The organism is Corallococcus sp. AB030 (assembly GCF_003668965.1).
GTDB classification, from domain to species: Bacteria; Myxococcota; Myxococcia; order Myxococcales; family Myxococcaceae; genus Corallococcus; species Corallococcus exiguus.
This window is the reverse complement of sequence record NZ_RAWQ01000003.1, coordinates 1-12,814: the sequence shown is the minus strand read 5'-3', so window position 1 is coordinate 12,814 and position 12,814 is coordinate 1. Positions and strand designations below refer to the sequence as shown.

Genomic DNA, 12,814 nt, shown 5'->3' with positions numbered 1-12,814 from the left:
GGTCCCCTCCCCTCCTAACGTCCAGCTGCTTTCGGCGTGCCCATGGCCATGCCCTGCCGGTCGCCTTCGACACGCGGAGGCGCGGCCACCGGCACGGACGTGTCGCCCAGGAAGATGAGCTGCCGCAGCGGCTTGCCCTCCGCGCCCGGCAGCCGTTCGTAGCCCAGCTGCCCCCGAGGCCCCAGGCGCACGGTCCGCCCGTGCGCGAGCACCGTCAGCACCACCTCCAGCTGCATCCGCGCGGGCACGAGCAGCGGCAGGATGTGCCGGTGGAAGCGGTGGCGCACCCGCGCGGGCCAGTCCCGCCCGCGCATGTCCGCTTCCTCGTCCGCGAACACCTCCACCTGGAAGCCCCCGATGTCCGTCGCGTACGTCTGGCCCAGGATGCCCGTGCCATCCAGCGGCGTGGGCCCGAAGGCGGGCCGCATGCCGGAGAAGCGCGTGCGGAAGGAGCGGCGGACACACGTCACGCGCAGCTCCGGGAACACCTGCTGGAACAGCCACTGGAGCGTGGCCTGCGAATCCACGCCCACCATGCGCAGGTAGAAGCCCTTCGTGCGCTCCCAGTCCCCCACCAGGCTCGCGTCCCGTTCGGGGTGCAGCGCGTCCACCAGCGCCAGCAGCAGCCGGTGGTCGAAGAAGCGGATGAAGTCGAGGAACGGCTCCGGCTCCGGCAGCTGTTCGGCCACCTGGAGGAAGTAGCTGGGCAACAGGCCCGGCGTGGCCAGGAGGCCCAGGTTGAGCGTCACCACCACCCGGCGCACCGGGGCAAGGTGGAACGTCACCGCCTCCACCAGCGACGCGGACGCCACCGGCTCCGGGTTGCTTTCAAAGAGCACCCGGTCCCGGCCATAGCCCTGCGTCTCCAAGAGCCGCAGCAGCGGTCCCAGGTCGAAGTCCTTCGCGCGGGCGCGGATGCGCCGCTCCAGCGGGGACAGCAGCGGCGAGGCGCCGATCATGAGCGGAGCCGCCTCACTCGCCCGGCCCCACGAAGGCGCCCAGGTCCACCTGGTAGAACTGCGACAGCGTGCGCCACTCCATCGTGTCCTTGCGCTCCCAGTGCTCCTGGATGTCCCCCACGTGGCGGTTGAGCAGCGCGCCGAACGACGAGAACAGCTCCGGCAGGTAGCGCCGCGGGTCGAACTCCTCCAGCGTCCGGAGCACGTCGTCGCTCACCATCGCGGCCTTCTGGAAGTCGCCGCGTTCCACCAGCACCTCGAAGGCCTTGAGCTTGTCGCACAGCTCCAGCAGGTGCACGGATCCCCGCAGCTGCAGCGGCCCCGTCGTGCGGGGGAACGGCGATGGCGGCGTGGCCGCCGCAGCCGCGGAGGATTTCGCGCCGCGCCCCTTCGCGGGGGCGGCCGGCTTCGCGGGCTCCGGGGCCGGAGCGGGAGCGGCCGCGCGCTCCTGCGTCGTCTCCCGCAGCCACTGTCCCAGCCCCGCCAGGCCCTGGGCCCCGTTGCGGAACGCGGGGCCTTCCAGCACGCCCTGCAGGGTCTGGATGCCGCGCAGGGCGTCCTTGCGCTTGCCGTCCGTGAAGCCCTTGGTCCACGCCTCCCAGCCGGCGTCCCGCTTGCCGTGGTGATACTTCAGCGCGCTCACCAGGATCTGGAACAGCCACGTCAGCGCCTTGTTGAGCAGCACCGCGGGCTTGGACTTGTCCTTCCCCTCGCCCTGCGCGGCCTCCTCCGCCGCCGCGCGCGAGAGCGCGACCAGCACCTCCAGCACCTCCGGCAGGCGCGAGAGCCCGTCCTCGCGCAGCGTCGCGAAGAGGTAGTAGGCCGACAGCCGGACCTCGTAGACCCCTTCACCGTCCAGGGCCTCGATGGCGTCCGCGGCCTCGACGTAGGCCTCCCGCTGCACCAGGTCCGCCACCGTGAGGAAGCGCGGATCATGCGACTCCAGGCGCTCCAGCGATCCGCCCTCCACGGGGCGCAGGCACAGGCTCAGGTCTCTCATGGTCTGTCTTTCCACTTCATGTTACATGTCTTTCATTCACAAGGACAGACACCCCATGCCCATCGCCAAGCCCGACGTACTCGAACTCGAATGCAATTGGCAGACCGGGTTTCAATACCGGCCCGGCTTCCGTGGAGCGCTGGGATATCTGCTGGAATGGAACGGCTGCGGGGGGCTGAACCTGGCGAAGGACCTCACCCTGTTCTCCCCCACGGTGGGTGACTTCGGGCCCAAGGCGCAATGCATTGGTCTCATTGAACGGCTGGCCATGAATGGTGCTTCCGGCCCCATGGACTTCACCGTGTACGTGGGCCGCGTCACGGCCGCGAACGTGCTCAACCACTTCGCCAAGCCCTTGGACAACCTGCGGCTGAAGCTGGCGTGGGCCATCATCGACTTCGATGAAGCGGGTGATACCTGGTTCGAAGCCGCCAAGCTGAAGAGCCCTGCTTCCGCCGAGGCGCTGATGGACACGGAGAAGGGCCGCCCCAAGGTCTTCCTGGACAATCAGCCCGCCACGCTGGCCGAGGACCTGGACATCCGCTTCCACCGCTTCCAGTTCCGGGTGGTGCCCGCGCCCAAGAAGAGCACCACCCTGGAGTTCGCCACCAACTCCCAGGAGCGCCGCGTCACCAAGTGGGGCTCTGACAAGTAGCCCCCCAACGCGGAAACGGGGAAGGCGCTTTTCCCGCCCTCCCCGTCCTGCTTCAACCGCTGACTACTGTTTGCCTTCGACGTAGCCCCAGGCGTACACGTCCTTGTCCAGCGAGTTGTGCCCGTAGTGGATGTTGCACAGGTGCGCCTTGTCCGGGATGAGCTGGAAGGTCATCTGGCAGAACTTGACGTCCGTGACGCCCACGTTCTCCGGATCACCCACGTGCATCATCACCTCGCTGCCCTTCTGGTTCAGCCGGGCGGACATCTCGTTGGCGGGGCCACCGGCCTCGTCACCGAGCGGATAGCACTTCTCGAACCACTTGCCCTGGGCGCTGTCCCACTCGCAGATCCAGAACTTGAGCTGACGGATCTCCGTGTTGGTGATGCCGGTGAAGTCCGCCTTGTTCTCCGGCGAGATCAGCACCGTGAAGTCAATGGGGTCGAGCTTGCCGCCCTCCCACTGGAGCTGGGTGATGAGGCCCACCGCGCGCACGGCCTTCTTCGCGCCTACGTCCTCCAACGCCACACCGGCGTAGGCGGGATCGCCGACGAACGGGGTGTAGAAGAGGCTGCTGCTCTTGGGGAACGAGCCGTCGTCCTTGCCCATCCCCTTGATGTCCAGCAGGTAGCCCACCGGGATGTTCTTCTGGGGGCGCTGCTGGATGGTCTGCTGCCAGTCACACGAAATGCCAAGCGGTCCATCACCCATGGTTTCGGTCCTCCATTTTGCTGCGGGGTTTGTCAGCCGAGCCGCGCATCCACGCGGAGGTCCACGTTCATGCCTTCGAACTGGATGTGCGGGAGGACGGAGAGGTTGCAGTGGTACCAGCCCACCTTGCCGGGCACTTCCGCCACGGTGAGGTTGTAGGCCTTGAAGGGGTAGTAGCGCAGCGTCAGGTCATCCGGGTTCACCAGCGTGGTGACGTACCGGGAGATCCACCGGTCCAGCTGCTGCTGCATGTACGCCGCGTTGGCCGTGCTGCCGATGTTCTCGCGCATGATGGCCTTCACGTAGTGCGCGATGCGGCTGATGGAGTACGTGTAGGCCAGGTTCGTCACCAGCTGCGAGTTCTCCGAGTCCTTCGTGTCCTCGAAGACCTTGGCCTTCTTGAGGGACTGGACGCTGAAGAAGACGGCCTCCGCGCTCCCCTTCTTGTGGATGAGCGGGATGAAGCCGCCGTTGGCCAGCTCCAGCTCGCGGAAGTCCGGGATGGACATCTCCACGGGCAGCTTCATCTCCTCCTCGCCGCGCAGGTGCGTCAGGTGCACGGGCAGGCCCGCCACCAGGCCGCCGCCCTTGGGGCCGCGGATGTGCTGGCACCAGCCGGAACCCGCGAACGAGCGCACCAGGTTGCGCGCGAACAGCATGGCCGCGTTGCCCCAGAGGTACTCCTCTTCCTTGTCGCCCTTCACCGCCTCCGTGAAGTTCATGCCGGGGGCCGGGTAGGTCTCCGGGTTGTAGGGCGGCCGGACGATGTAGCGCGGCAGCGTGAGGCCCACGTAGGCGGCCTCGTCCGTGTCACGCAGCGCGTTCCAGGCGGAGTACTTGGGCGAGTCCAGCAGGCTGGCCACGTCACGCAGCTGGGACACCTCCTTCATGGTGTCGCAGCCGAAGAAGCGCGGGGACACGGACGCCACGAACGGCGCGTGGCTGGCCGCGGCGATCTTCCCCATCGTCTTGAGCCACAGCATGTCCTGCGGCGTGTTGGCGAACTCGTACATGCCCACCAGCGCGCCGTAGGGGGCGCCGCCGTACTGATCGTACTCAGCGACGTACAGCTTCTTGAAGAACTCCGAACCGGCGACGTCCGCCGCGTTCGTCTCCAGGTCGCTGTAGGCCTCCTCCTTGGAGACATCCAGCAGGCTCAGCTCGACGTTGGCCTTGAAGTTGGTGTTACGCACCAGGTCGTTGAGCGCGGTCCACTGCGCCTCCACCTCCTGGAACTCCGGCGCGTGCAACACGGCATTGAGCTGATCCGACACCAGCGCGTCGATGGTGCCGACCAGCTCCTGCACCGTCTGCTTGTCGAAGCGGCCCTCGTCCGTGTCCATGTTGTGGACCATGGCCGCAAGGCTGGAGACGAAGCGCTCCTCGGGGGTGGCGTCGTCGGGGATGACCAGCAGGTCGGTCTGGGTGGAGGCGTCGCGCGCGGTGGGCACGGAGCCCAGGCGCACGCTGTTGAGGAACAGCGGAAGGTCCAGGGGAACATCGGCCACGGCGGTCGTCGCGGTGGTGGAAGACGCAGGAGCGGTAGGCATGGCAGGAGCTCTCGTTCAGGAAGGTCGTGGGGAGGGGCTTGCGCCCGGCATCACGTCGTCGGCGGCTGCGGGTTCGTCGCGGCCAGCTTCGGCAGGCTCATCGACTTGAACGCGGCCAGCTCCGTCTTCAGCTTCTGGACGGCCTCCGGGTTCTGCGCGAGCTGGCGCACCAGCTGGCGGAACTCCTTGCGGTTGTCCAGGTTGCCCTGCAGCTCCAGCAGCAGCTTGCGCAGCGTGAGCAGCGCGTTGATCTTCGGAACCTGACGCGCCACGTCCACCGGGCTGAAGGACTTCATCGAGTCCAGCTTGAGGCTCACCTGCAGCGGCGCCGGCGCCGACCCATCCACCGGGTCCTTCTTGTCCACGCGGTTGGGCACGCTGAAGTTCAGCGTCATGCCCATGTTCTGGATGACCTGGTTCAGGTTCTTGCCATCCAGGTTGCGGATCTCCCGCTGATCCAGGTCCTTCTTGCGGTCAATGGAGGTGCCCTTGGAGAAGTCCCCCATCACCAGCAGCCGGAACGGAAGCGCCTTGTCCGCCCGGGTTCCGTTCACCTGGGTGCGGTAGGTCAGCGTGATGCGTGATCTGGGAATTTCGTCGGTGATGGCCATGAGTACCCCCAAGAACTGAACCGCCGTTTGTGAAGGAATTGATAAACCATACGAATACAAAAAATCAATACGCCTCCAACGTATAACCCGACACATTGGGCGCATCCGCACCCGGTGAGACAAATTGGACTCAACCCAGGGCATCCCCTGCCCCTCAGTGCGAGAAACCAGGCACGGTGGATCATCCAGGCTGACTTGACGCCACCGGCATCAGGCCGGTAGTTTTTTTGAAACACTGTCACCCAGCCCAAGCAAGTTTTTGCCCCGGGCGGTCCCCGTGACAGGAAACCCGCTCCCGCCGCTCCTGGACATGAACCCAGACACCCTCGCGAGAGTCCTGTGGCAGGAGGGGCAGACCCTGCTGCCCGAACACTTCCGGGCGCAGGAGGAATCCCTCTCCACGGAGGCCCGGCGCTACGCGGGGTTCGCGGGCCTTCCGGTAGTGGGCGTGAGCGCGCTGCGTTTCAACAATGTGTTGCTCGCCAAGGGCTCGGTGGCGCTGGAGGAGTTGACCGCGGTGTTACCGGGAGGCCACCTGGTGGAGGTGCCGGGTAACGCGGATGTAACACCGCTGTCGCTCGAGGAGACGGGCCGCATGCGGGTGACGGTGTATCTGCACCTGCTGGGGGTGCTGGAGCCCCGCGAGGACATGGCGCCCGCGGGCGGAGAAGCCCCCAGCGTGGTGCGCGCGGGACGGCGGCTGTGCCTGTCGCTGGAGCCAGTGGTGGACGACACGGTGAGCAGCCTGTCGCTGGCCGTCTTCACCCGGAACGCGGACGGGCCCTGGCAGCTGTCCGCCACGCACCTGCCGCCGCTCTTGAGCGTGGGCCCCCACCCGTTCCTGGAGCCCCTGTTCGAGCAGCTGGACGGCCTGCTCCAGCAGGCGCAGGGGCAGCTGCGCACATCGCTGCGCGAGGGCCTGGTGCGAGGCGACCGGCTGGCCAGCGCGCGGCGGGCGCTGTGCGAGGTGCGAAGCCTCCAGGTGCTGCGCCAGGACATGCGTCACGGCCTGCAACCGCCGCCCTACCCGCTGGTGCAGGCGCTGCGGCGGCTGTACTTCGAGACGTGCTGCTACCTGGAGGCGGAGCCGGACGACGAGCTGCCCGCGTACGAGCACGAAGCGCCGGGCCCGGGGCTCGCGCGGTGGATGGAGCTGCTCACGCGCGGGTTCCGCCCTCAGGCCAGCCCCCTGTCCTACCGGGTCTTCGACTTCCAGGACGGCCACTTCAAGCTGACCCCGCTGCCCAGGGAGACGCCGGCGCCGGATGACTTCTACCTGCTGGTGCGCCGGCAGGAGCGCGACCGGCCCCGCTCCATGGAGGGCGTGAAGCTGGCCAGTCCCCTGCGGCTGCCGGCGGTGCGTCGCCAGGCCTTGAAGGGCGTGCCGTACCGGCACGTGGCCTTCCCGTCGTTCCCCCACGCCTTCGACGCGGACATCGACTGGTATCAGCTGACGCCCCAGAGCGAGGAATGGCAGTCCGCGACGCGCGAGGACGGGCTCACCTTCTTCGCCACGCCCGCGCTCGAAGGGGCGCAGGTGCTCCTCTACTGGCGCAGGGCCTGACGGAGGACCGACGGGGGAACGGCGCGCATGCCCAAGCTCATCTGCATCATCGACATGGACAAGGAGAAGGGCCTCACCCTCACCACGGAGGACAAGGACGGGAAGATCCTCCAGACAGTGAAGATGGACGGCGAGGCCATCACCCTGGAGGTGAAGGGTGACAGCGCCACCAGCACCATCGTGCAGAAGCAGGACAGCGTCACGGTGACCGTCAAGTCCTTCGTGCTGAAGGCGGAGACCATCGAGGTGACGTCCACGAAGGCGTCGTCGTGGAAGAGCGACGACACGTTCGCGCTGGAGAGCGCCAAGGCCTTCACGGTCACCACGAAGGACGCGCTGACGCAGAAGGCTGCGAAGGACGCGACCCTCTCCTCGGACGAGGCCGTGACGCTGAAGGCTGCGAAGAAGTTCAGCGTGGAGGGTGACGACGTCCAGGTGGAGGCCAAGACCGGCGCGGTGGCCCTGAAGGCCCCGTCCATCAAGGCGGAGGGCCAGAAGGACGTCGCCATGGAGGGAGCGCAGGTGACGGTGACCGCCAAGGCGAAGCTGGGGCTCAAGGCGGACGGCGTGGCGGAACTCAAGGGCGGCATGGTGAACGTGGGTTGACGGGGGGCGCGGATGAAGCTCGAGCACTGGCAGGTCGTCTTCACGCAGTACCGGCAGGCCCAGTCCGTGCTGGACGGGTGGCTGCCGCAGTCCGCGCCCGGTTCGGCCGCGGCCGTGGGGCTCTTGGGCCGCGAGGGCCTGCGCAGGCTCCACGACGAGCTCCTGGAGGTGATTGAGCGGCTGCGCGCGGGCCTGGGCGCCCACGCCCGCGACGAGGAGGTGCAGGACGCGCTCAAGCCCTTCACGTACCTGGTGGACGAGCGCGTCCTCCTGAGGCTCGCGGACTCGGAGCAGCCGCTGTGGCCGCTGTTGCAGTACCGCCTCTTCGGCGAGGACGGCGGCGGCGAGGCCTTCTACACGCTGGCGGATCAACGGCTGGATCAGCCGGGTTCGCCCGCGCTGCTCTTCGAGATGCTCCACTTCTGCATCACGGCGGGCTTCGGAGGCCGCTACCTGGGACACACCGCGAAGCTGCGCGAGTACCAGGAGCGGCTGTCCGCGCGCATCGTCACGCCCCCGCCACCGCCCGCCTTCGCCGGGGCTGGTGAGTCCTCCGGGCCGCTGCTCTACGCCTTTCCCGCCCGCTACTACGCGGCCAGCGCCGCGAGCGTGCTGGGGCTGCAGGTCCTGCTCTGGTGGGTGACCCGGTGAAGCCACAAGCCGCCGCACCCCAGGCTCCGGCCGCGGCGCCCATCGACGCGGCGCCCGCCCTGCTCCAGGAGGTGCGCAAGACCGTCGCCGCGCGCCTGGGGGTGGGGCGTCATGGCCTGGAGCCGATGCTGGACGAGCTGGGCCAGACGCTGGCCCGCCTGATGCCGGGGCCGGGTGACGCGCGGTTGTCGCCGGAGGAGCAGGAGAAGGCCCGCGCGTCGTTCGCGGGCACGGTGGACACACTGGAGGACGTCCTGGAGGCCCTGCATCGCTCGGGCCGGGCTGGGAACGTCCTGGGCTGGGGAGAGCGCTGAGCCATGGATGTCATCAAGAAACTGATCGCGTTCATCCCACCGAAGTGGAAGCCCTACGCGCTTCTCCTCATGGCGCTGCTGGCCATTGGCATTCCGCTGTTCCTCGTGTGGCGTGCGAAGCGAAAGAGCGCGCCGGCCGGAGGGGCCGCCGCGCCGGAGCCCCTGGCGAAGAACCGGCTGCGCAAGGTGCGCGAGAAGTTCCTGGCCGGGCTGCCCCTGCGCCACCGCGTGGCGGTACGGGACCTGCCAGGTGTGGTGGTGCTGGGGCCGGCGGGCGCGGGCAAGTCGCGGCTCATCGAGCTGGACCTGGACTGGAAGCGGCAGGCGCGGCAGTTCCTGCCCAGCCTCCTCACGGACTCGCTGCTCCAGGTCTACCTGGGCGCGGACGTGGTGGCCCAGGAGCTGTCCGCGCAGCTCGTGGAGGACGAGTCGCCCCAGGCGCGAGAGGCGCTGCGCCGGCTGTGGAAGGACAGCTTCGGCAGCGGCCAGCAGGCGCTGGCGGTGCTGGTGCTGGACGCGCGCTGGCTGCAGGACACGCCCCCGGACGAGGTGCGCCGCGCGGCGCAGCTGCTGCGAGGCAAGCTCAACCTGTTGTCGGAGGTGCGCGGGGGCGAGCTGGAGACGCGCCTGTGCCTCACCCACCTGGATGAGCGGGAGGGCTACGCGGACTTCGCGAAGCTCTTGCGCGCCTACCACGTGCCGCTGCGCTTCCCCCTGCCCCCGTCGGGCCAGGAGGGACAGGTGGGCTCGCTGCTCAAGGCGCAGGAGCACTACCTCGCGCTGGGTCTCACGTCGCTTCCGGTGGAGTCCTTCGAACGGCTGGAGCACTTCTATTCGGAGGGCCACGCCCCTTTCGAGGCGCTGTCGCGCTTCGTGACGGCGCTGATGGAGGGCCAGACGCTGGCGTACGCGCCCCGGCTCGCCACGGTGTCGCTGTCGTCCGCGGACAAGGACACGAGGGACCCTGACGTCCTCTCGGTGTCCGCCGAGGCCAGCACGGCGAAAGCGGTCCACGAGCGCTACCTGCACATCCACCTGCGCCGGGCGGTGCTGCTGGGGCTGGCGTGCGCGCTGCCGCTCCTGGCCGTGTACGGGCACTTCGCGTGGAGGCTGGGCCAGGCGCGCACACGCGTGCAGCGCTTCGAGGAGATGGTCCAGCGCATCCGCGACCAGGGGCAGGAGGTGTCCGGGGCCGCGGTGCAGGAACCGGTGGTCGCCGCGGGCCACTCCCTGGACTCGTTGTGGCGGGCCATGAACACGTGGCCCCTGTTGCGCTACAGCTTCACCGACGCGCGCGAGGACCTGCGCCAGCGCCTGGCGCGGGGCATCCGCGAGGCCCACATCCGGCCCGCCCTGGAGAAGTGCCACCGCCAGCCGGACACGTGCCGTCCGGAGCAGGTCGTCTACCTGCTGGCCGCGTTGCACGGTTCGCGCGAGGAGCCGCTGGGCCAACTGGTGCTGTCCAGCCTGAAGACGCGTCCGAACTGGGGCTTCGTGTCGGAGGACGGCTCGGCGGAGCCTGCCGCGGACGCGGCGGCGTTGGAGGGAGGGCGCTCGTGGGTGACGGCGGTGGGGCTGAACGACTCCCTGGTGGCCGACTACGTCGTCATGAGCAATCCGCCGTGGTCCGCGCCGGACACGCCCGAAGCCAGCTGGGCGCGCTGGCCCTACCCGGAGCCGCTCACGCAGGAGTCCCAGCTGATGCCGTGGCAGGCGCACCTGCGGCGGTTGCAGGACCTGCTGGCGAACCGGGCCGTGGAGCCGCGCGCGCTGGAGCAGCTGGACGCGGAGCTGGAGTCCATGCAGGACGAGCGACGGAGGCTCCAGACGCTGCTGGATGACAGCGCGCGCTTCAGCAGCCTGCCGCGCGCGCTGGAGCTCCTGGCCGCCTCCGAGGCGCGGGTGGACACCAGCCGCTTCCGGGGCATCCCCTCCACCATCAGGACGGTGGCGTGGATCAACGACCACCGCGAAGTGCTGACGAACGTGCTGCGCATGGAGGAAGAGGCCTTCCTGGGCGTGAAGGCGGTGCAGAAGATGAACGTGGCGGAGCTGCTGGTGCGCGACGGCCTGTGGCTGCCGGGCAACGGCCCCTCGGTGCTCCAGGTCCCGGTGCTCCAGAGCACCTTCGAGTTCCGGCCCAAGGACAGCTCGCGGCTCCTGCACCAGGCGCTCTTGCGCTACCACGAGAAGACGGGGCGCATGCCCTTCGGCGTGGTGGAGGGCGAGGAGGCGGTGGCGGCGCGGAGCGGCGCGAGCCTGGCGTCGGACCGGCTGGAGTTCGACACGCGGTTGCGCCCGCTGGTGGATGAGTTCACCACGCGCATCAAGGGTTCGGGGCTGCCGGTGGAGGAGGTGTTGCAGCGCCACGAGCACGTGCGCCGCAAGGTGAACCAGTTCGCGGTCCAGTACCGCAACCGCCTGTTCCAGCGCGTGGGCGGCTACCGCTTCCAGGCGGTGATTCCCGCGCTCCTGGCGGAGGAGCTGTCGCGTCTCACGCAGCCGTCCTCGGACCTGGTGGACATGCTGCGCGACGTCGCCCAGAGCGTGGCGCTGGAGCCGTTGGAGGGGCCCTTCTACGAATCCCTGCGCAACGCGGTGGCGCCCTTCAAGCCCATCGCCACGGTGATGAAGCCGGACGAGACGGGCAACTACACGGCGCTCAACCCCTACCGGGCGCTGGTGGCCCAGATGTCGGACGAGCTGAACGCGGTGCCCCGTCCGGGCATGGTGCCCGCGGAGGCGACAGCGTCGCTCACGGGAGGCCTGGCCACTGGCAGCGCTCAGCCGGCCGGCGGGGCCGCGAAGCTCCAGGAGCTGCTCACGCCGCTGGGGAGGCTGGCCTTCGCGATGATGATGGAGGACGACACGTCCTACCTGCGCAAGGTGGACGCGTGGCTGGACCAGCAGGGGCTCATAGGAGAGCTGCGGCAGCCCTTCCGCCAGCCGTTCCTCGCGGTGCGCGAGCTGGGCCAGCGGGAGCTTGAACGAACCCTGGAGCGGCAGTGGGACGAGGCCTCGGGCCGGTTCCTGCGTCCGCTGCTGAAGCACTATCCGTTCACGCCGGACGCGTCGCAGGAGGTGGCGCAGGAAGACCTGGAGGTGCTGCGCCGGCTCGACGGAGCCTTCTGGGACTTCGTGACGCGGGTGCTGACACCGGTGTGCGAGGAGCGAGGCTCGGAGTGGGTACCGCGAAGCGCGCTCCAGTCGCGGCTGGCGTTCCCGCAGGGGATGTTGCCCTCCTTGGGGAAGCTGTCGCGGCTGGCCCGCGTGCTGTGGGACGCGGAGGGCAGGCCCCGGCCGCTCATGTTGCAGGTGATGCCGCTGCCGCTGCCGAAGGCGCCCGTACCGGGCAGCTTCGTGACGCTGGGTTCGCTCAAGTGCGGCAAGACGACGTTCCTCGCGTACAACCAGAGTCCGTCGTGGCAGGAGTTCCCGCTGGCGTGGTGGGACCAGCAGACGGCGTCGCTGATGCTGGAGTTGCGTGCGCCCACGGAGCAGTCGGTGCAGTACGCGTCGCTGGAGAAGTCGCGTTCGGCGTGGAGCTGCTTCCGGCTGCTGGAGTCATCCCAGGCCACGGAAGACCCGCAGCACCGCAAGTGGTCGTTGAGAGCGCGAGCAGCCACGCCCCCGGACGGGGTGATGGAGCTGCGCGTCGGGCTCAAGGGTGAGCCCTGGATCCCGTTCCGCGAGGTGCCGCGATGAAACCGTGGGCAGGCTGCATCCCCCTGGCGCTGTGTTTCCTGGCCGCGTGTCAGCCGAGCACGCTGCACCTGAGCGTGAAGGCCCCGTCAGGGACGAACCAGGGCCGGCCGATGTACATGCTGGTGCGCAAGGTGGATCCGAAGCAGTTCGCCGTGGAGTCCTACGGCGAGGTGTCCGCGCGCATCTTCCAGCCGGACGCGGACGTGCTGCTGTCGGAGGTCATCTACCCGGGCAGGTTGCAGCGCATGAAGGTGCCTCTGCCGGACAACACGCCGGTGGCGGTGTCGTTCCTCTTCACCGCGCCGGACGGCACCTGGCAGCAGTTCGTGAACGCGCCCGCGCCCGGCTCGCTGGAAATCGAGCTGCTCGAAGGCCGCATCCGCACGGGCACCCAGCCCGCGGCCCCCAAGGAAGGCGACGACGCGGCGAAGCCGCCCGAACCGCCCCCCGCCCCCCAGCCCCCCCCCCCCTCCCCGTCTCTTATACCA

12 protein-coding genes are annotated in these 12,814 nt (G+C 68.8%); 7 read left to right on the top strand and 5 right to left on the bottom strand.

What is annotated here, in order from left to right:
• Positions 1-14: 14 nt before the first annotated feature.
• Both D7Y15_RS01205 and D7Y15_RS01200 read right to left on the bottom strand, forming a co-directional pair.
• Positions 15-959, bottom strand: coding sequence for a hypothetical protein (locus D7Y15_RS01205; RefSeq protein ID WP_120574484.1), 945 nt, complete (start codon positions 957-959; stop codon positions 15-17).
• A 13-nt stretch (positions 960-972) separates the two neighbouring features.
• Positions 973-1,959 carry a type VI secretion system protein IglI family protein gene (locus D7Y15_RS01200; protein WP_121751442.1) on the bottom strand — a complete coding sequence of 329 codons (987 nt, stop codon included), beginning with the start codon at positions 1,957-1,959 and terminating at the stop codon, positions 973-975.
• A 55-nt stretch (positions 1,960-2,014) separates the two neighbouring features.
• Between D7Y15_RS01200 and D7Y15_RS01195 the strand changes: the two genes are divergently transcribed.
• Positions 2,015-2,614, top strand: a complete 600-nt coding sequence (locus tag D7Y15_RS01195) for a hypothetical protein (protein ID WP_120574482.1) — start codon at positions 2,015-2,017, stop codon at positions 2,612-2,614.
• A 63-nt stretch (positions 2,615-2,677) separates the two neighbouring features.
• On the opposite strand, the gene D7Y15_RS01190 is transcribed toward D7Y15_RS01195, so the two are convergent.
• The 3 genes from D7Y15_RS01190 to tssB are packed head-to-tail and all read right to left on the bottom strand — an operon-like array spanning position 2,678 to position 5,486.
• Complete coding sequence (locus D7Y15_RS01190) at positions 2,678-3,325, bottom strand: hypothetical protein (protein WP_120574481.1); 648 nt, start codon at positions 3,323-3,325, stop codon at positions 2,678-2,680.
• 32 nt (positions 3,326-3,357) lie between these two features.
• Complete coding sequence (gene tssC / locus D7Y15_RS01185) at positions 3,358-4,875, bottom strand: type VI secretion system contractile sheath large subunit (protein ID WP_120574480.1); 1,518 nt, start codon at positions 4,873-4,875, stop codon at positions 3,358-3,360.
• Between the two features lie 50 nt (positions 4,876-4,925).
• On the bottom strand, positions 4,926-5,486 hold the full coding sequence (tssB, locus tag D7Y15_RS01180; protein WP_120574479.1) for a type VI secretion system contractile sheath small subunit: 561 nt from the start codon (positions 5,484-5,486) through the stop codon (positions 4,926-4,928).
• A 310-nt stretch (positions 5,487-5,796) separates the two neighbouring features.
• Here tssB and tssK point away from each other — a divergent pair, with 310 nt between their 5' ends.
• The 6 genes from tssK to D7Y15_RS01150 all read left to right on the top strand — a co-directional run.
• Positions 5,797-7,050, top strand: a complete 1,254-nt coding sequence (gene tssK / locus D7Y15_RS01175) for a type VI secretion system baseplate subunit TssK (protein ID WP_120574478.1) — start codon at positions 5,797-5,799, stop codon at positions 7,048-7,050.
• Between the two features lie 27 nt (positions 7,051-7,077).
• Positions 7,078-7,656, top strand: a complete 579-nt coding sequence (locus D7Y15_RS01170) for a hypothetical protein (protein ID WP_120574477.1) — start codon at positions 7,078-7,080, stop codon at positions 7,654-7,656.
• A 12-nt stretch (positions 7,657-7,668) separates the two neighbouring features.
• Complete coding sequence (locus D7Y15_RS01165; RefSeq protein WP_121751441.1) at positions 7,669-8,307, top strand: DotU family type IV/VI secretion system protein; 639 nt, start codon at positions 7,669-7,671, stop codon at positions 8,305-8,307.
• Positions 8,304-8,621: a hypothetical protein gene (locus tag D7Y15_RS01160; protein ID WP_233596578.1), complete on the top strand. Its 318-nt coding sequence runs from the start codon at positions 8,304-8,306 to the stop codon at positions 8,619-8,621. The genes D7Y15_RS01165 and D7Y15_RS01160 overlap by 4 nt, the downstream gene beginning before the upstream one ends.
• 3 nt (positions 8,622-8,624) lie before the next feature.
• Positions 8,625-12,326: a type VI secretion IcmF C-terminal domain-containing protein gene (locus D7Y15_RS01155; protein WP_121751440.1), complete on the top strand. Its 3,702-nt coding sequence runs from the start codon at positions 8,625-8,627 to the stop codon at positions 12,324-12,326.
• A partial coding sequence (locus tag D7Y15_RS01150; protein WP_121751439.1) for a hypothetical protein occupies positions 12,323-12,814 on the top strand: 492 nt, incomplete at its 3' end. The genes D7Y15_RS01155 and D7Y15_RS01150, both read left to right, overlap by 4 nt.